The organism is Mesorhizobium sp. M1B.F.Ca.ET.045.04.1.1 (assembly GCF_003952465.1).
Lineage (GTDB): Bacteria > Pseudomonadota > Alphaproteobacteria > Rhizobiales > Rhizobiaceae > Mesorhizobium > Mesorhizobium shonense.
Genome location: NZ_CP034448.1, coordinates 1,975,223 through 2,001,404 on the forward strand (window position 1 = coordinate 1,975,223; position 26,182 = coordinate 2,001,404).

The window sequence follows — 26,182 nt, forward strand, 5'->3', positions numbered from 1 at the left end:
ACCATGACATCACCGATGTTCGAGAAAATAGCGCTGGTCGGCATCGGCCTGATCGGCTCGTCGCTCGCCCGCGTCATCCGCCGGGAGGGGCTTGCCCGCCATATCGCCATCGCGACGCGCAGCAAAGCGACGCTCAAGCGGGCCGAGGAACTCGGCCTCGGCGATTCCTACACGACCGAGGCCAAAGAAGCGGCACGCGACGCGGATCTCGTCATCATCTCGGTGCCGGTCGGCTCGTCCGGCGAGGTCGCCGCCGAGATCGCGCCGGCGCTGAAGAAAGGCGCCATCCTCACCGATGTCGGCTCGACCAAGGCATCGGTGATCGCGCAGATTGAGCCGCATGTGCCCGACGGCGTGCATTTCATCCCGGGCCACCCGTTGGCGGGTACGGAAAAATCGGGCCCCGATGCCGGCTTTGCCGATCTTTTCGACAACCGCTGGTGCATCTTCACGCCGCTGCCGGGCACCGATCCTGAGGCGCTGGAGAAGCTCTCCGAATTCTGGCGGCGCTGCGGCTCGAACATCGACACGATGGACCCGCAGCATCACGACATGACCCTGGCCATCGTCTCGCACCTGCCGCATATCATCGCCTACAACATCGTCGGCACCGCCGACGACCTGGAATCGGTGACCAAGACGGAAGTCATCAAATATTCCGCTTCCGGTTTTCGCGATTTCACCCGTCTGGCGGCCTCCGACCCGACCATGTGGCGGGACGTGTGCCTGCACAACAAGGACGCGATCCTGGAGATGCTGGCGCGGTTCTCGGAGGATCTCGCCTCGCTGCAGCGGGCGATCCGCTGGGGCGACGGCGAAAAGCTGTTCGACCTCTTCACCCGTACCCGCGCCATCCGCCGCTCGATCATCGAGGCCGGCCAGGACATCGATGTGCCGGACTTCGGCCGCCAGGCGGTCGAACATCCTGGGGCCAAATCTTAGTCAGGTCGATGGCGGCCAGTGCGCTGCCATCATCGCCAGCGTCTCGGCCCTGTCCGGAGCACCGAGCCGGCCGCCGAAGCGCAGGCATTTGAGCGCCGCGGCGGCGCTGGCAAAGCGTAGCGCCTGCTCGGGCGGCATCGCCTCGGCAAGGCCGACGGCAAACGCGCCGTGGAAGACGTCGCCGGCGGCGAGCGTATCTATCGCCTTGACCTTCGGCGCCTCGACATGGCGGACGCGGCCGGCCGCCTTGTCATGCCACCAGGTTCCGGCAGCGCCGCCTGTCACCGCAACAAAGGCGTCGGTGCGCGAGGCAAGATCTGCGCAGGCGCTTTCCGGGTAGAGCGCATGGCCGCAGACGATACGCGCCGCCGGTTCCGAGGCGACGATGTGCGAGGCCAGCGGTAAGAGCCGCTCCAGCACCTCGATCGGTGCGGTGTCGGCGTCGAGGATCGCCGGACGGCCGGCGTCCCGCGCCGCTGTCAGGGCGAGCGCCGCGGCGCCCGGCCAGCGCACATCCACCAGTACGGCATCGAAGCTGGAAAGGTCGGCAAGCGGCAGAGAGTTGGGATCTGCCTGCGCCTTGCTGTCGTAGTACGGCACGATGACGCGTTCGCCATGGGCATCGACCAGGATCGCGGCCAGCGCCGAGCGCGCGCCGGCGACGCGGCGGACCAGGCTGCAGTCGACGCCCTCCGCCTCGATCTCGGCGATCAGCTGGTCGCCGACCGCATCGTCTCCCGCGCTCGCCCAGAGCGATACGCTGGCGCCGAGGCGATGCGCGGCGCAAGCGGCGCTCGTTGCCATGCCCGAGGCGATCTGGATGCCGTCGCTGGCGATGAACTTGCCTTGATGCGTCGGAAGCGTCTCGACACGAAGGATCGTGTCGAGGGTGAATGCGCCGACGCTGAGCAGTCTGACCGGTTCCGCCATCGCAGCCCTCAATCGACCGGCTTGATCTTGCCGAGCGGGATGAAGCCGAGCGAGGCCTTGCCCTTGACGATCCTGAGCGGCATGGACGGCTCGTTGCCGAGCATGGCCAGGCCGGCAAAACCCTGCTCGATCTCGTTTTTGTGCTCGGGGATCGCACCTGAGAGAATGGCGGCCACCGCCTTCGGATCCTTGAGCTTGATCGTCAGATTGGCGTCGATCAGCCCGTCCGCGTCGACCGAGACCGGTCCGGACACCGTCACGCGCGCCGTTCCGGACGACAGGTCGAGCTTGGCGATGTCGACCGACTGGCCGCGCAGGCTTTTGGGCGGTGCCGCGATCAGCGCGACGCCGTTCTTCAGCGTCGCCTCACCGCCGCCATCGAGCGCCGGCAGCACGCGGCCGCCGATCGCGTCGGCATCGATTTCAAGATCGCTGAAGCTGCCGGTATAGACGACGTCCTGGTCCTTGGGGGACAGTTGGCCGGCCGCGTTTGCCGCGTAGAACAATTCGGCTGGATCGGAATCGTCAGCCGGGTCGGTCTGGCCTGACAGGCCTTCAGCCTGCAGCGACACGCGCCTGGGCAGCGGCCAGGACAGTTTGACCGTCGCGTTCAGCTTGTCCCAGTCGATCCAAAGCGGCGGCATGCCCGGCGCCGAGGTTCTGAGCGGGCCCCGCACGTCGGCCACCGGCGACAAAGGCTGCGTGATCCCGGCGACCGCGTTGAAGTTGCCCGTGGAGGCGGCGATGTTTTTGCTATCGTCCTGATAGGCCAGGCTGTCGCAGGAAACGGCAAAGCTCAGCGGATAGCCGCTGACGGTAAGGTTGGCGCAGCCGGCGGCGATGCCCTTGGTGCCGAGTTTGGCCACCGCCTGGTCGGTCTCCGTCTTGAGGCGGTCGGCAAGATAGAACCAGCCGGCGCTGTAGAGCGCGAACAGCACGACAATGAATGCGGCAAGCCAGAACAGCCGGCGGCGAGGTTTGCGCGATCGCTCGTCACTTGACGTCATGCTGCGGCTCTCGTTAACCCCTCGTGCGGCGAGCGGGCTGTTAATCTCATGCACAACAAGCGGGGGACAGAAGAAACACCTCACGGTGCGATGTCGTCACTCGAGTGCGATCAGGCTTGGCGATATGGGCGATTTTTGGGTTTTTGGCTATGGGTCGCTGATCTGGCGGCCGGGATTCGCACATGTCGAGACGCGGCGGGCCCGCCTTTACGGCTATCGCCGGTCGCTTTGCGTCTATTCCTTCGTGCATCGCGGCACACGCGAGAGACCGGGCCTGGTGCTGGGTCTCGACCGCGGCGGCTCCTGCATCGGCCTGGCGTTCCGCGTGCCGGGCGATTTGCGGAATGAAGTGCTTTCCTACCTGCGCGAGCGCGAGCTGGTGACCAATGTCTATCTCGAACGCATGCTCGATGTCCGGCTCGACGGGAATAGGGCGGGAGGAGACCGAACGGTCGAGGCGGTCGCCTACATCGTCGACCGCGCGCATGAGCAATATGCCGGCGGACTCGACGCCAGCCATGCCGCGGCAGTCGTTCGCGGCGCCGTCGGCCAGTCGGGCCGGAACGAGGACTATGTGCTCAGCACGCTCGAGCACCTGAAAGCGCTCGGCATTCGCGATCACTGGCTGGAGCAGGTTGGGCGGCAGGTCGCGCCTTCGTGACGGCCTGGCCCGATCAAAAAGCAAAACCATGCCTTTGACCTCGGCGGGACAAGACCTAGCTTAACCGCAATCCATCTCGGCAATCCATCCTTGGGCGGCGTCGAGGCCCCATCCCAGCATCGGAGATCAATCTTGCAGAAACGCCGTCTCGGTCGCACCGACCTTTCCATCGCGCCGCTGGTTCTGGGCGGCAACGTCTTCGGCTGGACCGCCGACGAGAAGACTTCCTTCGACCTGCTCGACCGCTTTGCCGAGGCCGGCTTCAATGCCGTCGACACGGCGGACGCCTATTCGCGCTGGGTCCCGGGCAACAAGGGCGGCGAATCCGAGACCATCATCGGCAACTGGATGAAGAGCCGCGGCAACCGCGACAAAATAGTCGTCATCACCAAGGTCGGCTCCGACATGGGCCAGGGCAGGCGGGATCTGTCCGCGGCCTACATCGAGAAAGCCGTCGATGCGTCGCTCAAACGGCTGCAAACCGACGTCATCGACCTCTATCTGTCGCATTGGCCGGACCCGGCCACGCCTTACGAGGAAACGCTCGGCGCCTATCAGCGCCTGCTCGAGAAGGGCAAGATCCGCTATCCGGGCTGTTCCAATCTCGATGCCGGGCAATTCCGCGCGGCCCTCGACGTCGCCAGTCTGCGGAGCCTGCCGCGTTATGAAGTTCTGCAGCCCGAATACAATTTGTACGACCGCTCTTCGCTGGATGGCCCGCTGCTCGATCTCTGCAAGGCGGAGGGTCTCGGCGTCATCACCTATTTCAGCCTCGCCAAGGGGTTCCTGAGCGGCAAATACCGCTCCAAGGCCGATCTCGGTCAGAGCGAGCGCGGTGAAGATGTGGCCGAGTATCTCAACGAGCGCGGCATGCGCATTCTCTCCGCGCTCGATGCCGCCGCCGGGCGCCATTCGGCCAAGCAGGCGGAAGTGGCGCTGGCCTGGATCATAGCGCGACCGGGCGTCACCGCACCAATTGCCAGCGCCACGACGCCCGCCCAGATGGACAGCTTGATCCGTGCTGCATCGCTGAAACTTTCCGCGGACGATATCGGAGCGCTCGACCGGGCCAGCGCCTAAGGCGTGTTGATATTCAGGTGATGCCGGTCTGCAAATGGCGGCCTCCTGCGCTTCCGGCCTTCGCCGGCCGAAGCATCCATGACTTGAGAGTGGTGTGGCAGTTAAGGCTACGGCCGGCGTGGGCCGGTGCTCACGTACTTTAAGTACGCTCCGCTCCGGTTCTCGGATGCCGCCATTTTGGTCGCTTCGCGCCCGTCTTCGACTCCGGCTCGGCCTGACCTGAATCTCAACATACCTTGGTGCAGTCCGCACGATCGTCCAAGACCATGCGGGAGCCCCGCGATAATTCCTTGCCGTATCGCGGCGGGAATTGAGGTTCGGCATGGCCGGAGGAGTTCTGTCTGGAGCGCAGCCCTGGCAGCAATTGCTGGCGCTGGTGTTGGCGGCCACCGTGGTGATGGGCAGTCCGGGTCCGGCGACGATCAGCGTCACGGCCGTCGGCGCAGCCTTCGGCCTTCGGCCCTCGCTGCGCTACACTTGCGGCGTCGTGCTTGGAACGATCGCCGTGCTTCTGGTGGTGGCCGCCGGCATTGTCAGCGTGCTCACTTCGATGCCGGGACTGGCGCCCATGCTGACGATCGCTTCGGCCGCCTATATCCTCTATCTCGCCTTCAGGATCGCGACGGCGCGGCCGTTGACCGAAGGCGGAAACGACGCGGCACATCCCACCTTCCTTGGCGGCTTCATGCTCGCCGTCGCCAATCCGAAGGCCTATGTGGCGATCGGCGCCGTGTTTGCCGGCGCTTCGTCAAAGGTCGATGAGCTGGGGCTTTCGAGCAAGCTGCTGGTGCTCGCCGCGATGATCGTCGCCATCCATGTGCTCTGGCTTGTCGCCGGAACGGTCTTCGCAGGGCTGCTGCGCAATCCGTCGGCGTCGCGGGTCATCAACCTGGTTTTCGCGGCGACGCTGGTGCTGACCACCGCCTTGGCGGCGCTGCCGTGAGTCAGGCCTTAGATCGTGATGGCGTTTCGCTGAATCGCCATCCCGATCTAACTCTTTGCGGAGCATGATCTTTCTCCGAAAACCGGTTCCCACTTTTCGGGATCATGCTTTAGCCTGTGCCGCCGCGCCAAGCTCCGCTAGCCGCTTCACCGCCGTCGGCGGCATGGGCGGCGGGTTCGGCGCGCGCGAGGCTTCGATCAAAAGCTGATCGCAGGCGGCTTCGGTCTCGCCGATCAGCCGCTGCATGAATTCCTCCTTGTCGAGCCCGGGCGGAATCGGCGGCAGGAAGCGGGCCTTGATGGTGCCGGGATAACGCATGAACTTGCGGCGCGGCCAGTAGAGGCCGGCGACATGGGCGACCGGCACCACGGGAACGCCGAGCTGGGTGTAGAGCTCGACGATGCCGTATTTGTAGGACGGCTCGGCACCCGGCGGGCGGCGTGTGCCCTCGGGATAGATGATGAGCTGGCGGGGATTGCGCGCCATCTCTTGCCTGGTCGCGGCAACGACCGCCTTCAACGCCTTCGAGCGGCTGCCGCGGTCGACCGGGATCATGCGCATCTTCATGATGTACCAGCCGAAGAAGGGGATCCAGGTCAGCTCCCGCTTCAGGATATACAAGGCGTCGTCGAGATAAGGAAAAAAGGCGATCGCGTCCCAGAAGGACTGATGCTTGGGCGCCAGGATGAAGGACCCTTCAGGCAGGTTCTCGGCGCCCGTGATCTCGCTCCTGGTGCCGGCGATCTTGTCGTAGAGCCACATCGAGGTGCGCGACCAGAATTTCGGCACGAACCAGGCGCGATGGCGCGGCGACAGGAAATAGAAGGGCGTCCAGAAGATCATCTGGACGACCAGGCTGAGATAGAAGGCAAGGTTGAACGCCAGCGAGCGGATATAAAGCATGCGGGAAGGAGCCCGGTGTGAAAGTGTGCGTTGGTTACACCAAGCGCGGGCAAAAAGGAAACGGCGTGGCGAGCGAACCCCGTCACAATGACCGCGCCAGCCTCTCCCTCAGGCGCGGCGCGGCGAAATCGAGGAAAGCGCGCAGCTTCACCGGCAGCAGGCCCTGGCCGGCATGCACAAGGCTGACCGGCCAGGGCTGCGGCTCGAACGGCTCGAGCACCACGCGAAGCGTGCCCGCGCGCACGGCGGCGTCCGCCTGGTAGGAGAGCACCGTGGTCAGGCCGAGACCGGCGATCGCCGCATCGATTGCCGCCTCGGCGGTGTTGACCTGCAGCCGCGAGCGGACCGAAACCGCGGTCTCGCTCTTGCCCGTGCCGAAGCTCCATGTCGCAAGAGCGGCAAGGCTTTCGAAGGTGACGCAGCTGTGGGCCGCCAGGTCGCGCGGTTCAAGTGGCACGCCGTGCTCGGCGAGATAGGCCGGGCTTGCGCAAACGATGCGGCGGATCGCGCCGACGCGCGTTGCGACCATGGCCGAATCTGGAAGCTCGCCGATGCGCACGGCGAGATCGATATGCTCTTCGACCAGTTGGGTGATCCGGTCGGACAGCGTCAGGCGGATGTCGACGTCGGGATAGGCGGCGAGGAAGGCGGTGATCACGGGCAGCACGTGCAGGCGGCCGAAGACGACCGGCGCGGTGACGGCCAGGTCGCCGGTCGGGCTCAAATATTCGCCGGCGGCGGCGCGCTCGGCTTCGCTCACCTCATCCAAGATGCGGCGGCAGGCGGCGAGATAAGACTGACCGGCGTCGGTCAGGGTGAGGCGCCGGGTCGAGCGTTTGAGCAGACGCGTCTTCAGATGCTTCTCCAATTCGGAGAGCTTGCGGCTGACCGTCGCCAGCGGCATGCCGGCGCGCCGCGCGGCGGCGGAGAGGCTGCCGGCCTCCACCGTGGCGACGAACAGGGACATGGCGTCAAGGCGATCCATTCATTCTTCCGGAAAATGGAAGGACAGATTACGAATATGCCTTCTACCTCCGGATTTCGGAAGGGACTAAATGTCCTGCTACTTGGTTAGAGGAGCACCGGCATGAACGCCTTTACCAGCGATGTCGCCTTCACGCCTACGGTCAAGGCCATTCAGTCCCGCAAGGGGTCGCGCGGAACCTATGCTCGCGTCGAGGAGCGGGGCGGCTGGCAGGCAACGATCACCCCCGATCTCGCCGCCTTCATCGAGGCGCAGACCAGCGTTTTCCTGGCGACGGCCAATGCCGGGGGCCAGCCCTACATCCAGCATCGCGGCGGCCCGGCCGGCTTCCTAAAAGTGGTCGACGAGCACACGATCGGCTTTGCCGATTTCTCAGGCAACCGGCAGTTCATCACCCAGGGCAATCTTCAAGACAACGCCCAAGCCTTCCTGTTCCTGATCGACTACATGCTTCGGCAGCGCATCAAGATCTGGGGCAGGGCGCGGGTGGTCGAAGACGATGCGGCGCTGACGGCAAGGCTGATGCCGGCAAACTACAAGGCGCGGCCGGAGCAGGCTATTCTGCTCACCGTCACAGCCTGGGATGCCAATTGCCCGCAGCACATTCCGCAGCGTTTTGAAGCAGCAGACGTGGCCGCGGCGCTTGCCGAACGCGACCGGCGCATCGCCGATCTGGAACAGGAGGTCGCAGGCCTGCGCGACAATGAAGCCTAGTTCTTCGACACAGGGATTGAAAGGTTGCAGATGCTCGTTTCGGTGAATCATCGCAAACGTTCGTGATTAGGCGAGGCTTTCCCAACGTCGTCATCAACTCTGAGGAATCATGGCGTCCCGGAGCCTGGCATTTAGGGTGACGACGATCTTTCGCATGACGGCGGCGATGGCCACCATAGGCTTTTTGCCGTTGGCGCGCAGGCGTTTGTAGAAGGCTGCGAACTCGCCCTTTCCGGCTGCGGCGCACAGGGCCGGCATGTAGAGCATGGTTCTGACGTCAGGGCGTCCGCCACGGATTTTGCGGTAGCCGTGTTTTTGGCCGCTGTCGTTTGGATGAGGCGCGAGCCCTGCAAGGGCTGCAGCCTTGCGGCGGGTCAGGGAGCCGAGCTCGGGCAAGCTGGCCAGCAGCTTGGCCGCCATGATCGGGCCGAGATTGTCCATGGCCGTGCATATGGCTGCCCGGTGCTTGAGGGTGCGGCTGTTGGCGATCAGTTCGCGGATGTCGGCCTCGATGGTCTTGATCTGATTGTCGACGGCTTTGATCATCGCCTTGAAGGAGGCAGCGAGCCCGCGGCCGCCGGGGGCCTTGAGGCGGTTCTTCTCAGCACCCCTGAAGGCCATGAGCTCCTGGCGGCGGCGAACCAAGGCGCGTAGGCGTGTCGCATCGGCATCCGGAGCCTGCCACAGGCACAGCTTCTCCCAGCGCTCACGGCCGTAGGCAGAAAGCATGCCGGCATCGATGGCGTCGCTCTTGCCGTGGGTGCCGAAGGAGCGGATGAAGCTTTTGACCTTGAGCGTGTCGGCGCGGTGGCAGGCGATGCCGGCGCGCAGGCACTCCTCGAGCAGCAGGCTTTCATGACCTCCGGTCGGCTCGCACACGACAAGGTCGATGTGTTTGTAGCGCTTGAGGAGGGCACGGATTGCACGCCGCTGATTGGCTATGGTGCGGGTGGTGGTGCCGTCGGCGACGGTGATGGTGTCCTTGGCGATGTCGAAGCCGAGGCACAGCTGCGGCTGGTGGTGCAAGAAGGCCATGCTGGTGGTATCCTTAAAAGGCTTCGGATTGTTTGCGGGCGTGGCTCAGGCCAGCGGCCAATCAACTCTCCAAGCGATGGCGGACAAAGACGGCAGGGACCATGATGACGTCGGGTGTTACCCGGTCCTTAGGACGGTCGCCTGCCGCCGGGACTGCTGGCTGTGATGGGCCTGCAGTCCCGGCCGCCAAACTACCCGATCCTTCTCAAACAATCCTTGGGCGTAGCGACGCGAAGCGGAGCGAAGACCCAAGGATCCATGCCGTGACCTTAGCCGAAGAACGCAGCGGAGCAGAATTCTGCACCGCAGCGGCACGTCGAAGCCACGGCATGGATCCTATGGTCTGCGCCGCGTCGCTTCGCTCCTTGCTCCGCCATAGGATGACGAAGCGAGGGGCGTTTTCGGCCAATCGCCAAGGCATGCGATCTGCCAATGCAAGCGCTATCCGATTCGCTAAAATTTCTGTGCCGGGAGAAACTAGTTCTTCCTGACTGTGGAAGCTTCGGCGATGGTGACGCCCTCGGCGGTCGGGCGAAGCGGAACGACGCCGCGCGCCAGCGCCAGCACGTATTTGCTGTATTCGGTGAGCAGAACGCGCAGCGCTTCCGGCTTGGTCAGCCAGCTGCCGTTGCCGAGATTGGTGTTGACCACCGGATAGGGCTCGAGCCGCGCGCCATGCAGCAGCCGGCCCATCTCGAGCAGGCTGCGCGGCATGTGATAATTGTTGGTGACCAGGATGATGCTGCCATAGGCGTGGCTTTCCACCCATTTGGCGCTCTCCTCGGCATTGCCGATCGTGTCGAGCGCGGCGCGGTCGATGTCGACGCAGCAGGAGAACAGCTGCTTGTCGCCGCCCATCGCCACTTGCAGCTGGCGGCGGCTGGCCGAGGGGTGAACGCCGCTGATCAGCAACCGCTCGCCTTTGCCCGACGCCAGCAGATCCATGGCGGCGTCGAGCCGCGACTGGCCGCCGGTGAGCACGATGATGGCATCGGCCTTGGCCGGATTGGCCGGCGTCGTCATGCTGCTGACTTTGTCGGCGAACCATCCGAAGCCGCCGGCGAAAAGCGCCAGCAGGGCAAGCACGAAGAAGGAGCAGATACGAAGCGCAAATCTCAGACGCCCGGACCTTGCAGGCACCGCGCCGCGCGCAAGCGCTGCTGGCATCCGTCCAGCCGTTCCGATCGAATCCCGCGCGTCCATCATCCCCAGGTTAATCCTGAAAACATCCTATGGTTAACTCTGAAATGCGGCCTTTGATAGATAAGGCGGCGCACATTGCGTTACGGCAGCTCCCACTCTGTGATCGTTTTCCTTCCCGAACATAACGGTTTCAGACCGGTGTTCATTTCGTCCCACGGCGATCGCGTCATGATCAGCCCGCATCCGGCTGGCGGATGTCGATATCGCTGAGATAGGCAACGACCGTGGCATGCGAGGTCGCCGCCGTCAGCGCGCCGATCACCAGCACCATCAGGCCGACGCCGAGATAGCCGGTGGAGCCGATGGCGAAATTGCCGAACAGCGCGGTCGCCTGGTCGGCCTCAGGCGTCGCCATGTTGCGCGACGACCACCAGGAAAAGACGATGAAGACCAAAATGGCCGCCGCGCCGCCGGCGGCGGCACCCTTCATGCCGGTGACCAGGAAATGCCAGCGGAATTCGCGCGCGATGAAGCGGGCTTCGGCGCCGACGAAATGCAGCACTTCGATGATGTGGCCGTTGCCCGCCATGGCGCCGCGCGTGGCGAACACCACCGTCAGCACCGTCGCCGACAATATCAGCGCCAGAACGGCAAAGCCGATCGTCACCGTTGTATGCGCCATTGCGACCAGCCGGTCGACCCAGGTGCGGTGATCGTCGAGCGCAGCGCTCGGCAGCTTGGGCGTGATCGCGGCGCGCATGGCGGCGAAGTCGGGCGGACTGGCCTCGTCGATGGTGACGACGATGAGGCGCGGCACCGGCAGTTCGTCGATGTTGAGGCCGGTGCCCAGCCACGGCTCCAAGAGGCGCGCCGTCGCCTCGCGGTCGACGATCTTCGTGCCCTTCACGCCGGGAAACTCGCTGGCGATCTGCGAGGCCTGCGCGAGGGCTGCTTCCATGTCGAGGCCCTCGACCGGCTTGATCTGGATCGTCGCCTCGCGCGAGATCTGGTTCTCCCACACCGAAGCGGTGTCGCGCACCAGCGTCACGGCGCCGAAGGTCAGGCAGGACAGGAAGGTCATGATGGCGATGACCAGCACCAGTGCCCGGCCGGCGATGTTCTGCGCCGGCACGATCGGCGCCATCTTGCGCTGAACGCGCCGCACCGCCGCCGTCGTCTCGACGGCTTCGTCATGCAGGTGATCGGCCGGAAGGTCAGTCATAGACGTCCAGCCTTCCGCCGGCGAGAATCATGCGCCGCGCATCGACCTGCTCCATCAGGCCGAGGTCGTGGGTGGCGATCACCACGGCGGTGCCGAGCCGGTTGAGCTCGATGAATAGCCTCAGCAGCCGGCGCGCCAGCGGCGGATCGACATTGCCGGTCGGCTCGTCGGCAAGCAGGATCTCCGGCTGCTCGATCAGCGCGCGTGCGATAGCGGCGCGCTGCTTCTCGCCGCCGGACAGCACCGGCGGCAGCACGTGCATGCGGTCGCCGAGGCCGACCCATTTCAGGAGCTCGGTGACGTCGGTGCGGTAGCCTGCCTCCTCGCGCCCGCGCACGCGCAAGGGCAGCGCGACGTTCTCATAGGTGGTCATATGATCGAGCAGGCGGAAATCCTGGAACACCACGCCGATGCGACGCCTGAGCAGCGGCAGCTCGCCGCGCGAGATGCGCGAGCGGTCCTTGCCGAAAATGGTGATCAGCCCACGCGTCGGCTTCAGCGACATGAAGAGAAGGCGCAGCAAGGTCGTCTTGCCGGCGCCGGAGGGACCGCTCAGGAACTGAAAGGAGCGCTCCGGAATGTGCAAGGAAATGTCGCGGAGGATCTCCGGACCCATGCCATAGCGGAGGCCGACATTTTCGAAGCGGATCACGTTCGGCGACCTGAAACCTTGGGCGGCGTCCTGCCGGCCTGTTCTTTGCCAAGACCATCGGCCGGCATGGTTAATGGTCGGTTAATTTCGGCTCGTTTTCGACGTTTCACAGCGGTTCCGGTGGGGAAGCGTTAACCATTTGCGTTTACCCAAAACAAACGAAGATTGCACTGGGGCCGTAATGGCTGAGGATAGAACCGCGCGCCCTGTTTCCGGCGAAATCATGACCGGCACGGCGGCGAATGCCGCGCCGGAGCGCGCGGTGCTCGATGTGCCGCCCGACATCGTCGATGCCGACTATGTTGTGCTGCCGCGTTTCGCAGCCCGTCCGGGACCGATCGCGGCGCCACCGCCAACGCCCTCGACGCCCTCCATCGAAGGCATGGGCATGCTGCGCAAACCGGAGGCCGCGCCAGCGCGCCCGGCCTCGCGCGGCGGTCCGGTCTTCTGGACCGCCGGCGTGGGCGCGGCACTCGTCGCTTTCTGGGTCTCGGGCGGGCACGCGCTGGTGCGTCAGAGCCCTTTCTGGGCGGCTGCGCAGCCGGCAAGCGCGCTGAGCATTTCCGGCGTGACGTCGCGAATCGATGCTTCGGGATTGAAGCCCGTTCTTTTCGTCGACGGCGAGGCCGCCAATGACGGCGCAAGATCGGAGTCGCTGCCGCCAATCGAGATACGCGTCACCGACAAAGCCAGCAACGTCATCCGCTACAGGCTGGGGACATCCAACCGCCCGCTGGCACCCGGCGAAAGATTCGGCTTTTCCAGCCGGCTCGATGTGCCTAGAAACGGTGTAAAAACCGTCTCTGTAATCTTCGCCGGCTAGGCGATCTCTCAAGAAAGGCAATCGATGCCAGTTGTGCGCGGCAAGGACATCGAGGTCCTGTTTTCGGCGTCGGCGATCGCCCGCCGCAATCTCGAGCTCGCCAAGGAGATCGCCGGGCGCGACTACCACGACCTTCTGGTGATTTCGATCCTGAAGGGCTCGTTCGTCTTCGCCGCCGATCTGATCCGCGCCATGCACGATGTCGGCCTGTCGCCCGAGGTGGAATTCATCTTCATCTCCAGCTATGGCGCCGGCACCACCAGCGGCGAGGTCAAGGTGCTGCGCGACATCGACAATGAAGTTGCCGGCCGCGACGTGCTGCTGATCGACGACATACTGGAATCCGGCAAGACGCTTTCCTTCACCCGCGACCTCATGCTGTCGCGCGGCGCCAGGAGTTGCGCCATCGCGGTGCTGCTCGACAAGCGCATGCGGCGCCAGACCACGCTCAACGCCGATTATGTCGGCTTCGACTGTCCCGACTATTTCGTCGTCGGCTACGGCATGGATGTCGCGCATGCTTTTCGCGAGTTGCCGTTTGTCGGCGTCGTCAAGGGTGACGCATAAGGCGCCGAAAGGCTCCATCGACCTTTCAAATTTTCAGAAAAAGTCAACGTTTCCCCGCCATGTATTTCGGCATGGCAAAACTTCTGATCGTCGAGGACGATGAGTCCGTCCGTACCCTCGCCGCCCGCGCGCTGGAGCGCGATGGGCACAACGTAACCATTGCCGCCGACGGCGCGCAGGGCCTGGCGCTGATCCGGCAGGCGCATGGCGGCTACGATCTCGTGGTGTCCGACATCCGCATGCCGGAGATGGACGGCATCGAGATGGCGACGGCGGCAGCAAAACAGTTCCCGGCGATGAAGATCATGCTGATGACCGGCTATGCCGACCAGCGCGAGCGCGCCGAGGAACTGAACGGGATCATCCTCGACGTCGTGCAGAAGCCGTTCACGCTGGCCGAAATCCGCGCCCGCGTCGGTCGGGCCTTAAGCTGCTTCGCTTGACCGTTTAGACAGCATCGCCGGTCGCGGCGACCGTTGGTGCCGCACTGCGCCGGCGTTCACCGTTGAGCGCAACCAGGCCGGCGCCGATAATGAGCGCCGCGCCCAGCACCGTCGTTTCGCGCGGCACCTCGGCGAAAAACAGGAAACCCCAGAGCGGCGACCAAAGGATGCCGGTATATTCGAAGGTGGCGACGCGGTTCGCGGGCGCCATCCGGTAGGCCTGCGACAGCAAAATCATGCCGGCGGAAGCGACGAAGCCGCAGGCGGCCATCTTCAGGAAGTCCGGCAGCGCCGGCCACACCCATGGCCGCACCAGGAAGTCGAGGCTCGGATGGCCCGCGTGGGTGATGCCGGCAAGATGAAATATCGTGGCGACCGCCACAGCGCCGGTGAGATAGGCACCGTTCTGGTAGAAGGCCATGACGGTGGAGGATTCGGTGTCGCCGATCCGGCGCGCCATCAGCTGCGAGAAGCCGTAAAGAAACGCCGAGCCGAGCGACAGGAGTGCTGCCCAGTCGAACAATCCGGCGCCCGGACGCAGCATCACGACCACCCCGACCAGGCCGATGAGCACGGTCGTCAGCGTCCGCCAGGAGACGTGCTCCCCGAGATAAGGCCCGGCAAGCGCCATGATGAAGAGTGGCGCCATGAAATAAAGTGCTATGGCGTCGGCCAGCGATAGGGCGGCGATCGCCAAATAGTAGACGGTGTAGGAGCTGAATTGGATGAAGGCGCGCAGCGTCAGCATGCCTGCTCGCTTCGACAACAAAGCCTTCAGACCGACGTCGGCATGAACGATAACGATAAGGATCGGCAACGCGACGATGGCGCGGATCGCTATCACTTCCGTCACCGGATAGCCGCCTGAAACCGCCTTCACCAGCGGGTCCTGCAACGAAAAAACGAGAACACCCAGGCAGAGGCTCAGAATGCCAAGCGCCGTCCGGTTCTGCATGGTCGATCCAGCGAAAAAGAGCCCGCTACCGTTTCGGGCAGCGGGCACGAGTGAGGACTCTTCGAATTGGTCCGCGGCCGAAACTCGCGGCCGCATATCCAATGGGTAGACCAACTATCCTGCGGCGTTTGACATGTTGCAAACGAATTGGAATGATACCAGCAATCAAAATTTCTTATGGCGATATCGATGAAGCCCACCCTCGACAGCGACCTCCTGCGCACCTTCGTGGCGGTGGCCGAGACGGGCAATTTCACCAAGGCCGCCGAAAAGGCCGGACGCACCCAGTCGGCGGTGTCCATGCAGATGAAGAAGCTGGAGGACATGGTCGGCGACAGCCTGTTCGAGCGCGGCTCGCGCGGGGTGGCGCTGACGCGGCGCGGCGGCGAGCTCATCGGCAACGCCCGTCGGATCGTGTCGCTGCTCGACGAGACGGCTGCGTCGCTGGTGGCGCCGCCGCTCGGCGGGCTGGTGCGCATCGGGATCCCTGCCGAATACGGCCGTTCGATCCTGTCGCGGGCGCTCGGCGAATTCGCCAAACGCCATCCGCGCGTGGAGGTTACGGTGCGCTACGCCCATTCGGCCTCGCAGGTGAGGGCGCTGGCGGCGGGCGAGCTCGACCTCGCCGTGGTGTTCGAGTGGGAAGGCTTTTCCGGCGGCGAGGTGCTGATGCACGATCCTACGGTGTGGGTGACATCGACGCTGCACCACATGCATGAGGAGCGGCCGGTGCCGATCGCGCTCTACAGCCGCGACGGCTGGTGCCGCGACTTCGCGATCAAGTCGCTGCAGCAGCGCGGCCTCGATTACCGCGTCGCCTATACCAGCGACACCAATGGCGGCCTGGCGCTGGCCGTCACTTCCGGTCTCGCGATCGCGCCGATCTCACGCAGCAACATCCCGCCGGATTGCCGCGAGCTGACGGCCGCCGACGGCTTCGGCGACATCGATTCCTCCAATGTGGTGCTGCACCGAAATCCGCAGGCGGCCGGCGAAGCGATCGACGGCATGGAGGACGCGATCCGGGAGGCTTTCATGCTGACCAGGCAGGCGCAAGCGACAGCCGATCTTTGATTGATTGAAACCGCCCGGCTCGCCCGGAACTTCGGCAAAGTGGCCTGACGGCTACTTCAGCTCGAGCAGCCGTTCGAGGTAGCTGCGCTCGATGTCGGGGCTCAGTGCGTTGCCGAGGCGCTTGCGGATCGCTTCGAGGATCTGGCGGGCGCGCTGCACATCGATCTCGTCCGGCACCTTGACCGAGTTGCCGTCGTCGGGACCCTTGGTGGCGCGCGGCCGGCCGAGCGGATCGCGGTCGGCATCCTGCTGACGCCCGCCCTGCTCGCTGCCGCCCTGGTCGCCTTGCATGGCCTGCATCTGCTTCATCATGTCCTTGGCGCCGCGGCGCAGCGCCTCCAGCGCCCGGCCCTGATGGCCGACCGCCTGGTCGCCTTCGCCTTCGCCAAGCGCATGCTCGGCATCGCCCATGGATTTGCCGGCCTCGCCGAAGCCCTCATTGGGCTGCATGCCCATGCCTTCGAGGCCCTTCTTCAGCTTGTCGAGCTCGCTCTGCAACTGGCCCTGGCCCTCCTGCAGTTGCTTCAGCGCGTCGGAGAATTCCTGCTGCGTCATCGGCTTCTGCCGGCCAAGCGGGTCGCGGTCGTCGCCGGGGCCTGGCTTCTGCCCTTCCTGCGACTGGCTCTGCTCGCCATCCTCGCCCATCTGCTGGTCGCCGTTCTGGCCGCGCTGGCCACGCTGCATCTGATCGAGGCGGAAGGTGTCGTTCATCATCTCCTGCTGACGGCGCATGATCTCGCCCAGCTTGTCCATCTGCTGGCGCATCTCGCTGTCCTGCTCGCCGCCCTGCTGCTGGCGGCCGGCCTGCAGGTTGTTCATCATGTCCTGCAGCTCCGACAGGAGCTGCTGGGCCCGGTCGCGGTCACCGGATTTGGCGAGATTCTCGATCTCGTCCATCATCCGGTTGATGTCGCTCTGGCGCAGTTCCCGGCCGTTCTGCTGCATCTGCGGCGCGTTCGGGTTCTGCTGCGCGCGCTGGGCGAATTCCTGCAGGAACTGGTTCATCGCCTCGCGCAGTTCCTTCATCGCCTTCTCGAGCTCTTCGTCGCTGGCGCCGTTCTTGATGGCGTCCTGCAGCGCCTGCTGCGCCTGGCGCAAGCGCCGCTCGGCGGCCGACAGATTGCCTTCCTCGATGCCGAGCGCGATCTCCCACAGATAACCCACCTCGTTGCGCAACTGGTCGTCGGTCCCGGAGAGTTTCAGCCGGCTCCTCGCGCTCATGATCGCGAGATAATGCGACATGTTGTCGAAGGTATCCTCGGGGCGCAGCGTGATCGCGTCCATCAGGTCGAGCACGCGCGGCTTGGCGTTGGTGTCGAGCGCCAGCAGCCGGCGCTGCTCGATCACGGCGCGGGCCAGCGGATTGGCGAAGGGCCGCTCCGGCATCACCAAAGTCCTGGTTTCGCTGGTGGCGGTGTGGCCGGCATCGTCGGTGGCGATGAGCTTCAGCTTGATGGTGCTGCCGGCCCAGACATGCTCGGTCAGGTCCTTGGTCGTCTTGGCCGTGTTCGCCTTGCCGCCGCGACGCGGCAGGGTCAGGGGCATGTCGGGCGGGCCATAGAGCGGATGCGCATTGGCCGGCGGCGGATCCGACAGCTCGAAGGCAGCCTTGGCGGAGGCCGCGCCATAATCGTCGTCGATCTGGTAGTTGAGCTCGATGGCGCCGTTGACGGCGCGCTTCGGCTCACCGACGAAACGGATCGTCGGCGGCTTGTCCGGAATGATGGCGAAGGCCCAGCGGCCGAGGTCGTCCTCGCCGGACTTGAGCGTCAGCGTGCCATTGGTGCTCAGCTTGCCGGAGAACTGGCGCACCTTGGGTCCAGGCTGGGCGGCGGCTGGGGCGACACCCTTCGGCGCGGCCGGCTCGATGGCGCGGTCATTGCCGTTCGTGTCGGCATAGCTCAACGTTTCCTCGCCCGAGCCGCCGGTGACGCGCAGCGAGACGTCGCTGCCCTGCGGGATGCTGAAGGTCTGCGCGGCCTGCTTGACGTCGGCGGTCAAAAACAGCGGCGGCTTGCCGGTATAGGCGGGCGGCGTCACCCAGGCATCGATGCGCGGCGGCACGGTATCGCGCGCGGCGCTGGCGACGAAGCCGTCGCCGATCCTGCCGCCGAAAGGACCGAACGAGAAGGCAAAGGCGGTGACGAACAGCAGGCCGACAAGGGCCCGCAGGCCCCAGCGGTCGTAATCCGGCACGTTTGTGCGCGGCCTGTCGGCGCCGAGACTGGAGAGCCGCTCGGCCATGCGCTTCTGGTGCTCGCGCCACAGAGCCTGCGAGAAAAGGCTCTCCGCGCCGCTCGGCCTGTCGGTCTGCACCTGTACGGGGCTGTGCAGCAGCTCGTTCGCGGCCTCGATGCGCCGGTCGACCTCGGCGGTGGAAGGAACGCGGAAGAAGCGCAGCGGATAGAGCGCCGCCAGCGCCGAGATGGAGAACAGGATCAGCAGGCCGATCCGCGCCAAATCCGGCAAACGCTGGAACAGGGCGAACCACGAGACGCTGAGGAACAGGCCGGCGACCACTGCCAGCGGCAGCAGCAACGGCCAGCCACGCTCGAAGATCATCGAGGCCCGCGTCGCCAGCCGGCTCAAGGCAAGTCGCCCGGCCAGGCCGCGTTCGCTGGAAATGGGTCGTTCCGTCATCGGCCCTTCCTGCTCGGGCAGGACAGCCCGAGCCTCATGAGCAGAAGAATAACAGCAAACACGGCAAAGGCGAGGCGGGTTCCAAAATCGTGAAGAGCTTCGCCCAGATTATCGTTAGAAATTCGCGGGATTTGTATTGGAACCGCAGACCAGGACGGCCACGCGCTCGCCAGGTGCCGGCGCGTAGCGGCCGAAAAGCATCGCGGCGAAGGCAGCGGCCCCGCCGGGCTCGGCGATGATTCGCACGCGGTCCCAGAGCGCTCTCTGGGCGGCCACGATGTCGTCGTCGCTGACCAGGATCGAGCGCTCCACGAAGGCTTCCGCAATCGGGAACATCATCTCGCCGACGCGCTTCGGCGCCAGCGAATCGGCGGCGATGCCTTCCGCCGGCGCATCGATCGGCTTGCCGGCCTCGAAGGCGCGGTAGAGCGTCGGCGCGCCTTCCGGCTCGATGGCGACGATGCGGATACGGCCAGCGAACCAGGCGGCGATGCCGCCGATCAAGCCGCCGCCGCCGACGGCGACCAGAAGTGTGTCGATCTCGGGCAGGTCGGCTCCGATCTCGAGGCCGAGTGTGCCCTGGCCGACGAGCGTCTCTTCCTGGTTGAAGGCATGGATCTGCAAGGCGCCGGTCCTGGCGGCAAAATCCTCGCTGGCGGCCAGCGCCTCGGCGTAGCGCGCGCCGCCGACGACCAGTTCGGCGCCGTAGCCGCGGATGCGTTCGAGCTTCGCCGCCGGGCTGACCTCGGGCACGAAGATCGTCGCTTTGTGCCCGAGCTTCATGGCGGCGTAGGCGACGGCAGCGCCATGATTACCGCCGGAAGCGGCGACGACGCCGGCTTCGGGCACCTGCCGCTCGAGCAGGTTGGTGAAGGCGCCGCGCGCCTTGAAGGAGCCGGAATGCTGCAGGCATTCGAGTTTCAGGTCGACCGGGAAGGCCGGCCGGCCGAAATCGGCCATGTCGACGCGCATCACCGGCGTGTGGCGGACGTATGGGCGGATGCGCGGCTCCACGGCGGCGATGCGTTCGCGCGTGATCGTCCTGCTGTTCAGCATGCGAGGCTCCCTGGGATTGACTTCAATTAGTAACTTAGCAAAATGGCTAAATGCAAGAGGTCGACATCTTCAAGGCGATTGCCAACGAACGCAGGCTGCAGATCCTCGATTGGCTGAAGGATCCGCCCGCCCATTTCCCGCGCCAGGCCGATGGCGATCTGGTCGAGGACGGCGTCTGCGCTCTGCTGATCGCCGAAAAGCTCGGCATCACCCAGGCGACGCTCAGCGAACATATGCGCGTCTTGACCCAGGCGGGCCTGCTCAGCGCCAAGCGCACCAAGCAATGGATATTCTATCGCCGCGACGAGGACAGGATCGCCGAAGCCAAGGCGCTCATCCAGCAGAAGATTTAGGCGTCACTCCAGCCAATCGGGCAGCGAGTCCAGTCCGATCAGCTCCTCATAGGTCTGGCGCTGCCGCACGACATGGAAGCGGTCGCCGTCGACCAGCACTTCCGGCACCAGGAGCCTGGTGTTGTAGGTGCCGGCCTGCACCGCGCCATAGGCGCCGGCGGTGGCGACTGCGATGAGGTCGCCGGCCTTCAGCCTGGGCAGGTCGCGGTCGAGGCCGATGAAGTCGCCGGTCTCGCAGACCGGGCCGACAATATCGACCTTCATGCGCGGCGTGACAGCCGGCGGCTGCACCACCGGCTTGATATCGTGGAAGGCGTCGTAGAGCGTCGGCCGGATCAGGTCGTTCATGGCGGCGTCGACGACGAGGAAGTTCTTGGCGTCGCCTTCCTTCACATAGATCACTTCCGACACCAGGATGCCGGCATTGCCGACGATCAGCCGGCCAGGCTCGAACATCACCTTCAGGCCGAGCTTGTCGACGTGCTTGCGGACGATCTCGGCATAGGCGTCAGGCAGCGGCGGCGGGCTGTTGTCGACGCGGTACGGGATGCCGAGGCCGCCGCCGAGGTCGACATGCTCGATGGCATGGCCATCGGCGCGCAGCACGCCGACCAGTTCGACCAGCAGCGCGAAGGCGTCGTCGAAAGGCTGGAGCTCGGTTATCTGGCTGCCGATGTGGGTGTCGATGCCGGTCACCTTGATGCCGGGGAGCTCTGCCGCGCGGGCGTAGACCTGGCGCGCCCGCTGCCACGGAATGCCGAACTTGTTCTCGGCCTTGCCGGTCGAGATCTTCTTGTGAGTCTTGGCATCGACGTCCGGATTGATGCGCAGCGAAATCGGCGCCACCTTGCCGAGCGCTACGGCGCGCGCCGAGAGCAGTTCCAGCTCCGGCTCGGACTCGACGTTGAAGCAGAGGATGCCGGCGGTGAGGGCAAAGTCCATTTCCCGCGCGGTCTTGCCGACGCCCGAAAACAAGATCCTGCCGGCCGGGATGCCGGCGGCCAAAGCGCGGCGCAATTCGCCTTCCGACACCACGTCGGCGCCGGCCCCTTGCCTGGCAAGCGTCTTGAGAACGGCCTGGTTGGAGTTCGCCTTCATGGCGTAACAGACCAGCGCGTCGAGGCCGGCAAAAGCTTCTCTGAAGACGCGGAAGTGCCTGGTCAGCGTCGCCGTCGAATAGCAATAGAACGGCGTGCCGACCTGCTTTGCGATGTCGGGGATCGCGACGTCCTCGGCGTGAAGCACACCGTCGCGGTAGTCGAAATGGTTCACGGGAAATGGTCCGAAAGTTGGAGCGCGATGAGATCGGGCGATCTCATCGGCTTTAGAGCAAGGGGTCGAGAATGAACTTCTTGTCCTTGACCGGTTTCTCCGGCTCGGGCGGCAGCGGCTGCTTCGCCTTCTCCGCGTCCTTGCGCGCCTGCATGGCAGCCTCGTAGGGCGTATCGAGGCCTGCCCTCCGGCCGCAGGCCGTGACGGTGACAACCGCCGCCAGCAGCGCGAGCGTCACCAAAATCCTGCCTCGGGTCATCGATCCATCCGTTCGAACTGTTTTCTTGTGCCGCCGCTTTTAGCTGAGTTTTCGGCGCATTGCATCCCGGCATTACGCCTTCGTCAGCCGCTTTTTCCAGTAGCGGATTTGTTTCCTCACTTCCGACGGCGCGGTGCCGCCGAAGCTCACGCGGCTCTTCACCGAATTCTGCACGGCAAGCACCGAAAAGATGTCGTCGGTGATGCCGGGATGGATCGAGCGCAGGTCCTCCAGTTGGAGCTTTTCCAGGCCGATCTTCTTCTCCTCGGCAAGGGCGACGGCGCGGCCGGTGACGTGATGCGCCTCGCGGAAGGGAAGGCCGAGATTGCGCACCAGCCAGTCGGCAAGGTCGGTCGCGGTCGCATGACCGGCGCCGGCGGCCTTCTTCATGGCGGCCGTGTTCACCGTCATGTCGCGCACCATGCCGGTGGTCGCCGCCAGCATCAGGTCGAGCGTCTCGGCGGCATCGAAGACCGATTCCTTGTCCTCCTGCATGTCCTTGCCATAGGTCAGCGGCATGCCCTTCATCACCGTCAGCAGGCCGATCAAATGGCCGTTGACGCGGCCAGTCTTGCCGCGCACCAGCTCGGCGGCGTCGGGGTTCTTCTTCTGCGGCATGATGGAGGAGCCGGTCGAGAAGGAGTCCGAGAGCCGGACGAAGCCGAACTGCGGCGTAGACCAGATGATGATCTCCTCGGCAAGCCGCGACAGATGCGTGCCGCAGATCGCGGCGATGGACAGGAACTCGAGCGCGAAATCGCGGTCCGAGACGCTGTCGAGGGAATTGCGCATCGGCTCGCGGAAGCCGAGCGCCTTCGCCGTCATGTGACGATCGATGCCGAAGCTGGTGCCGGCGAGCGCGGCGGCGCCCAACGGGCTCTCGTCCATCCGTTCGATGGCGTCGCGGACGCGCGACAGATCGCGGCCGAACATCTCGACATAGGCCATGCAATGGTGGCCGAAGGTCACCGGCTGCGCCGCCTGCATGTGGGTGAAGCCGGGCATGACAGTCGCGGCGTGCTCCTCGGCGCGTTCGAGGAACGCGGCGATGAGGTCCTTCAGTGCCAGGGCGACGCGCTGGCATTCCTCCTTGACCCAGAGTCTCAGATCGACCGCTACCTGGTCGTTGCGCGAGCGGGCGGTGTGCAGGCGGCCGGCGGCCGTACCGATCAGGTCGGCAAGGCGCGCCTCGACATTCATGTGGATGTCTTCGAGCCTGGTCGAGAATTCGAACTTACCGGCCTCGATCTCTTTCAGGATCGTGTTCAGCCCGTGAGCGATTTTTTCTTGATCGGCCGCCGAAATAATGCCCGTTTGCGCCAGCATCTCGCTATGGGCGATCGATCCGCGGATGTCCTGTGCGTAGAGTTTGCGGTCGAAGGAGATCGACGCGTTGATCGCTTCCATGATCGCGGCCGGACCCGAGGCAAAACGTCCGCCCCACATCTGGTTGCTGGCCTTCTTGTCGCTCATCGCTATAACCCGTGCTCCGGAGCAGTTTTTAAGAAAATGGCAGACGGCAATAAATTCTTCCCGGCCCCGCGCCTCATCCTCGCCGCCCTTGCGGCGGGCGTGCTGGCGGGCGCGGTCGCGGTATATGTCAGCGAGAGCGGTTCTGGCAACAACGCGCCAGATCAGGTTGCCGCCGCCGGCAGCAGCAAGGACGACGTCGCGTGCAAGGCCAAGGGCGAGCGGGCCAGGCAGGTCGCGGCAAAGGCCGTCGGCCAGGTGGCAGCGCTGCAGCCGGCCGATCCGCCGCAGTCGCTGAAGAGCCTTGCCTTCAACGGCCCCGACGGCAAACCGATGACGATCGCCGACCGTGCCGGCAAGACGGTGCTGCTCAATCTCTGGGCGACATGGTGCGCGCCCTGCCGCGCCGAAATGCCGGCGCTCGACGGGCTGCAGAAGGAAAAGGGCAGCGACGCCTTCGAGGTCGTCTCGGTCAACGTCGACACCGGCGACGACGCCAAGCCTAAGAAATTCCTCAAGGAGATCGGCGTCGAGACGCTCGGCTATTACCGGGATCCGACGATAGCTTTGTTCAACGAGGTCAAGACACGCGGGCTGGCGCTGGGCCTGCCGGTGACGATGCTGATCGACGGCGAAGGCTGCCTGATCGCGCATATGAACGGGCCGGCCGAATGGTCGAGCCCCGACGCCAAGCGGCTGGTGGAGACCGCATTGGCGCCGTGAACGCGGGTCTGCCAAAATTTCAGTTCGGGAGAAGTTCCCGGGTCAGCTATGCCCATCTAATAACAGAGAGAAATCTGCCTGCGCGGTGTCCTGTCCGTTGATTCGAAACGAAACCCCGTGCGCGCCTGGATAGTGCCGCCGCGTCGTGACCTCCTTGAAGGCGTGCCGGCGGCTGAATGTCGTCGCCTCACCAGGGGCGAGGACGATATTCCCACCCTTGAAGACTTTCGGTCGTCTTGAACCGCCGGCCTTCAGGAGATGCAGCACATAGTCGATGGTCAGGCGCTGCGATTGCGTCGACAGCGACCGCAGCGTGATTGACAGGTCGATTGTTTCGCCCATCCTGACTTCTCGTGCCGACAGCCTGGGCGGTTCCATCTCGATTTCCGGTCGGCGGCTTCCGAAAATCGCAAGGGCGTCTGCCTGGCCTTGCTTGATGAGCGTGCGGCAGGCGTGCCGAAGCAACGCTTTGCGCTCGCCCTCTGCTCCGATCATCCATCGAGCTGCAAATTCGATAACTATGGCGGGATGATCTTTGGAAATGTCGTTGAGGTGGTTCGCCACTGATCGACGCACATAAGGTTCGGGGTCGTCGCGCAATCGTTCAAGCAGCGGTATAACTGGCCCCGGATCGGTTATCAGCGCCGGCAATTGCATGGCCCAGGGCAAGCGCGGCCGTGTACCTTCTGAAACCAATCGTCGCACATGGCGGTTGGGATCGCCGATCCAACCCGCCATGATCGCCAATGCGCGGGGCTGGTCCGCGAGCAGCAAGTAGCGGATGCCGAACTCCGCTGAAAAGCGCGTGGTCAACTCGCGCATGAGCGACATCGAACGGTCGAAATCGTCGATCCCATGGTGGCCGACCAGCATCGTCAGCGGCATGATGGCCCATCCGCAGATGCCGTCTTCATCGGAAGGCTGATCGGCATGATCGAGCCGGTCAGGGTGGAGCGTCGCAAGCAGGATTTCCGCGCGACGAGCCGGATCGGCAGGCAGGGCGTCATGCAGCTGGTCTGCAATCAACTGTGCTCGTGCTTTGAGCTCCAGCCCGGCAAGCCGCGGCTCGATTGCGGCAGCAAAGGCCGCGGCATCGAATCCTCGCATGCACCGCTTCAGGTGCGCCGCCAGACAGCGCACCAAATCCGGCGAGAAGACGTTCTTGAACGGCTCCAAGAGCGGACCTCAGCCGTAGACCGCGAGGGACGTATAGTGAGCAACCCCCTCGTCGGGCTTGTCCGCGTCCATCGCCATAACCGCGAAATACGCCTGGCACTGGGGCGACTCCATCGCATGCTCCATTACCGCTCTGGCGTCGGCAGCGCTTCGCCAATGGACAAGATCGAGGTAGTTTCCTTCGTACAGCCGTAGAAGCTCACGGCGGAGGAACCCCGGTTGCCTGCCAAGAAACTCTCGCTGAAACCGTTCTGATGCAGCGACGAGTTCGGCTTCTGATTTCCCGACGGCCAAATTGATCTTCGCCATTTCCACAGTGATTGCAGTCATTGTCGTATCCTCGATTGCGATGATTTCTCGTAGTTTTAAAGCTGTCATTTTATGGCATATTTCTCCAATGCCACGTGCCTCTGCCCGCAGCCGGCTTGACCGGCTTGATTTGCTCGCGAGCCGTCTTAAAGCGGACGAACCAATGACCATCGCTGAGATCGCCAGCGAGCTCGGCATCAGCGCGCGGACGCTCGCCCGCGACCTCGAGATCCTGCGCGAGCGAGGGCTGCCGGTAGAGTCGGATCGAGGTCGAGGGGGCGGCGTCCGGCTGCACCGGACATGGGGTATTGGGCGCGTGACGCTGACCTATCGCGAAGCGGTCGACCTGCTGGTTAGCCTCGCCATCGCGGAGCAGCTTCAGTCCCCCTGGCTGATTGCCAATCTATCCTCGATTCGGCGCAAGCTGACGGCGTCCTTCGCCCCGGCCCTCCGCGACCGCATCGAAGCGTTGCGGAACCGTATCCTCATCGGCCACAGCGCATCCGCTTCGGTCGTACAGGGCTTCGCGGTCCCCGACGGCGATAGCATCAATGCGCTGTTTCGCGCCTTCCTCGAAACACGCGTGTTGCGTTTCAGCTACACGGACGTGCAGAACAGAAAAGCGATGCGGCTGGTGGAACCGCAACTCCTGCTATTGAACTATCCCGTCTGGTACGTGATCGGATGGGATCGAGATCGTGACGCAGTGCGCAGCTTCCGATGCGACAGGATGAGATTCGCGCTCGTCGAGGAGGAACAGTTTCAGCTGCGGCGGCCTGAAATTTTCGACAAAGCGATTGAAGGCGTGGACGTGATCAAGCCTTGAACATGAGCCGGCGCTGGGC

Annotated in this window: 28 protein-coding genes; 12 read left to right on the forward strand and 16 right to left on the reverse strand. The window is 64.6% G+C overall.

The genetic code is table 11. The features are described from left to right. The first annotated feature begins 3 nt into the window (after positions 1-3). A complete protein-coding gene (locus EJ071_RS09645) occupies positions 4-942 on the forward strand; it encodes a prephenate/arogenate dehydrogenase family protein (RefSeq protein WP_189521436.1) in 939 nt (312 codons plus the stop codon). On the opposite strand, the gene EJ071_RS09650 is transcribed toward EJ071_RS09645, so the two are convergent. Next, positions 943-1,872: a sugar kinase gene (locus EJ071_RS09650; RefSeq protein ID WP_126097663.1), complete on the reverse strand. Its 930-nt coding sequence runs from the start codon at positions 1,870-1,872 to the stop codon at positions 943-945. Positions 1,873-1,880: 8 nt separating this feature from the next. Next, positions 1,881-2,879, reverse strand: coding sequence for a DUF2125 domain-containing protein (locus EJ071_RS09655; RefSeq protein WP_126097664.1), 999 nt, complete (start codon positions 2,877-2,879; stop codon positions 1,881-1,883). A gap of 124 nt (positions 2,880-3,003) precedes the next feature. Between EJ071_RS09655 and EJ071_RS09660 the strand changes: the two genes are divergently transcribed. The 3 genes from EJ071_RS09660 (at position 3,004) to EJ071_RS09670 (ending at position 5,563) form a co-directional block, all read left to right on the forward strand. Continuing rightward, a complete protein-coding gene (locus EJ071_RS09660) occupies positions 3,004-3,540 on the forward strand; it encodes a gamma-glutamylcyclotransferase (RefSeq protein ID WP_126097665.1) in 537 nt (178 codons plus the stop codon). Positions 3,541-3,672: 132 nt separating this feature from the next. Next, on the forward strand, positions 3,673-4,620 hold the full coding sequence (locus tag EJ071_RS09665) for an aldo/keto reductase (protein WP_126097666.1): 948 nt from the start codon (positions 3,673-3,675) through the stop codon (positions 4,618-4,620). A 322-nt stretch (positions 4,621-4,942) separates the two neighbouring features. After that, positions 4,943-5,563 (forward strand): LysE family translocator, encoded by a 621-nt coding sequence (locus EJ071_RS09670; protein ID WP_126097667.1) that lies wholly within the window; start codon positions 4,943-4,945, stop codon positions 5,561-5,563. 102 nt (positions 5,564-5,665) lie between these two features. Here the strand turns inward: EJ071_RS09670 and EJ071_RS09675 are convergent, their stop codons facing one another. Both EJ071_RS09675 and EJ071_RS09680 read right to left on the reverse strand, forming a co-directional pair. Next, positions 5,666-6,466, reverse strand: coding sequence for a 1-acyl-sn-glycerol-3-phosphate acyltransferase (locus tag EJ071_RS09675; protein WP_126097668.1), 801 nt, complete (start codon positions 6,464-6,466; stop codon positions 5,666-5,668). Between the two features lie 82 nt (positions 6,467-6,548). Further along, positions 6,549-7,451, reverse strand: a complete 903-nt coding sequence (locus tag EJ071_RS09680) for a LysR family transcriptional regulator (RefSeq protein ID WP_126097669.1) — start codon at positions 7,449-7,451, stop codon at positions 6,549-6,551. Positions 7,452-7,553: 102 nt separating this feature from the next. Here EJ071_RS09680 and EJ071_RS09685 point away from each other — a divergent pair, with 102 nt between their 5' ends. Next, complete coding sequence (locus EJ071_RS09685; RefSeq protein WP_126097670.1) at positions 7,554-8,165, forward strand: pyridoxamine 5'-phosphate oxidase family protein; 612 nt, start codon at positions 7,554-7,556, stop codon at positions 8,163-8,165. A 93-nt stretch (positions 8,166-8,258) separates the two neighbouring features. Here EJ071_RS09685 and EJ071_RS09690 read toward each other — a convergent pair whose 3' ends face one another. From EJ071_RS09690 to ftsE, 4 genes are all read right to left on the reverse strand, one after another. Next, entirely contained in the window at positions 8,259-9,200 is a 942-nt protein-coding gene (locus EJ071_RS09690; protein WP_126096410.1) for an IS110 family transposase, read from the reverse strand. Positions 9,201-9,677: 477 nt separating this feature from the next. Continuing rightward, positions 9,678-10,367, reverse strand: a complete 690-nt coding sequence (locus EJ071_RS09695; protein ID WP_245460189.1) for a YdcF family protein — start codon at positions 10,365-10,367, stop codon at positions 9,678-9,680. Positions 10,368-10,575: 208 nt separating this feature from the next. Next, the gene (locus EJ071_RS09700; RefSeq protein ID WP_126097672.1) at positions 10,576-11,565 is read right to left on the reverse strand and encodes an ABC transporter permease; all 990 of its coding nucleotides are present in this window, start codon (positions 11,563-11,565) and stop codon (positions 10,576-10,578) included. After that, complete coding sequence (gene ftsE / locus EJ071_RS09705) at positions 11,558-12,217, reverse strand: cell division ATP-binding protein FtsE (protein WP_126091697.1); 660 nt, start codon at positions 12,215-12,217, stop codon at positions 11,558-11,560. Before ftsE ends, EJ071_RS09700 begins: the two co-directional genes overlap by 8 nt. 181 nt (positions 12,218-12,398) lie before the next feature. Here ftsE and EJ071_RS09710 point away from each other — a divergent pair, with 181 nt between their 5' ends. From EJ071_RS09710 to EJ071_RS09720, 3 genes are all read left to right on the forward strand, one after another. After that, complete coding sequence (locus EJ071_RS09710; RefSeq protein ID WP_126097673.1) at positions 12,399-13,040, forward strand: hypothetical protein; 642 nt, start codon at positions 12,399-12,401, stop codon at positions 13,038-13,040. A gap of 24 nt (positions 13,041-13,064) precedes the next feature. After that, positions 13,065-13,607 (forward strand): hypoxanthine phosphoribosyltransferase, encoded by a 543-nt coding sequence (gene hpt, locus EJ071_RS09715; protein WP_059187960.1) that lies wholly within the window; start codon positions 13,065-13,067, stop codon positions 13,605-13,607. Between the two features lie 71 nt (positions 13,608-13,678). Further along, a complete protein-coding gene (locus EJ071_RS09720) occupies positions 13,679-14,050 on the forward strand; it encodes a response regulator (protein ID WP_126097674.1) in 372 nt (123 codons plus the stop codon). 4 nt (positions 14,051-14,054) lie between these two features. Here the strand turns inward: EJ071_RS09720 and EJ071_RS09725 are convergent, their stop codons facing one another. Beyond that, positions 14,055-15,005: a DMT family transporter gene (locus tag EJ071_RS09725; protein ID WP_126097675.1), complete on the reverse strand. Its 951-nt coding sequence runs from the start codon at positions 15,003-15,005 to the stop codon at positions 14,055-14,057. Positions 15,006-15,194: 189 nt separating this feature from the next. Between EJ071_RS09725 and EJ071_RS09730 the strand changes: the two genes are divergently transcribed. Further along, the gene (locus EJ071_RS09730) at positions 15,195-16,079 is read left to right on the forward strand and encodes a LysR substrate-binding domain-containing protein (RefSeq protein ID WP_126097676.1); all 885 of its coding nucleotides are present in this window, start codon (positions 15,195-15,197) and stop codon (positions 16,077-16,079) included. Positions 16,080-16,130: 51 nt separating this feature from the next. Here EJ071_RS09730 and EJ071_RS09735 read toward each other — a convergent pair whose 3' ends face one another. Together EJ071_RS09735 and EJ071_RS09740 are read right to left on the reverse strand one after the other, a co-directional pair. Then, positions 16,131-18,719, reverse strand: coding sequence for a TIGR02302 family protein (locus EJ071_RS09735; protein ID WP_126097677.1), 2,589 nt, complete (start codon positions 18,717-18,719; stop codon positions 16,131-16,133). Positions 18,720-18,833: 114 nt separating this feature from the next. Next, complete coding sequence (locus EJ071_RS09740; RefSeq protein WP_126097678.1) at positions 18,834-19,775, reverse strand: threonine/serine dehydratase; 942 nt, start codon at positions 19,773-19,775, stop codon at positions 18,834-18,836. Positions 19,776-19,825: 50 nt separating this feature from the next. On the opposite strand from EJ071_RS09740, the gene EJ071_RS09745 reads away from it, so the two are divergent. Next, positions 19,826-20,128 (forward strand): metalloregulator ArsR/SmtB family transcription factor, encoded by a 303-nt coding sequence (locus tag EJ071_RS09745; RefSeq protein ID WP_126097679.1) that lies wholly within the window; start codon positions 19,826-19,828, stop codon positions 20,126-20,128. Positions 20,129-20,131: 3 nt separating this feature from the next. Here the strand turns inward: EJ071_RS09745 and lysA are convergent, their stop codons facing one another. The 3 genes from lysA to argH all read right to left on the reverse strand — a co-directional run bounded on the left by lysA (position 20,132) and on the right by argH (position 23,132). Continuing rightward, entirely contained in the window at positions 20,132-21,400 is a 1,269-nt protein-coding gene (gene lysA, locus EJ071_RS09750) for a diaminopimelate decarboxylase (RefSeq protein ID WP_126097680.1), read from the reverse strand. 52 nt (positions 21,401-21,452) lie between these two features. Next, positions 21,453-21,659, reverse strand: a complete 207-nt coding sequence (locus tag EJ071_RS09755; RefSeq protein ID WP_126097681.1) for a hypothetical protein — start codon at positions 21,657-21,659, stop codon at positions 21,453-21,455. 72 nt (positions 21,660-21,731) lie between these two features. Continuing rightward, positions 21,732-23,132 (reverse strand): argininosuccinate lyase, encoded by a 1,401-nt coding sequence (argH, locus tag EJ071_RS09760; RefSeq protein ID WP_126097682.1) that lies wholly within the window; start codon positions 23,130-23,132, stop codon positions 21,732-21,734. Positions 23,133-23,168: 36 nt separating this feature from the next. Between argH and EJ071_RS09765 the strand changes: the two genes are divergently transcribed. After that, entirely contained in the window at positions 23,169-23,852 is a 684-nt protein-coding gene (locus tag EJ071_RS09765) for a TlpA disulfide reductase family protein (RefSeq protein ID WP_126097683.1), read from the forward strand. Between the two features lie 42 nt (positions 23,853-23,894). On the opposite strand, the gene EJ071_RS09770 is transcribed toward EJ071_RS09765, so the two are convergent. Together EJ071_RS09770 and EJ071_RS09775 are read right to left on the reverse strand one after the other, a co-directional pair. Beyond that, positions 23,895-25,028, reverse strand: coding sequence for a DNA alkylation repair protein (locus tag EJ071_RS09770; protein ID WP_126097684.1), 1,134 nt, complete (start codon positions 25,026-25,028; stop codon positions 23,895-23,897). A gap of 9 nt (positions 25,029-25,037) precedes the next feature. Next, positions 25,038-25,358: an antibiotic biosynthesis monooxygenase gene (locus EJ071_RS09775; protein WP_126097685.1), complete on the reverse strand. Its 321-nt coding sequence runs from the start codon at positions 25,356-25,358 to the stop codon at positions 25,038-25,040. 142 nt (positions 25,359-25,500) lie between these two features. Here EJ071_RS09775 and EJ071_RS09780 point away from each other — a divergent pair, with 142 nt between their 5' ends. After that, positions 25,501-26,163 carry a WYL domain-containing protein gene (locus tag EJ071_RS09780; protein WP_245460190.1) on the forward strand — a complete coding sequence of 221 codons (663 nt, stop codon included), beginning with the start codon at positions 25,501-25,503 and terminating at the stop codon, positions 26,161-26,163. The last annotated feature ends 19 nt before the right edge of the window (positions 26,164-26,182 follow it).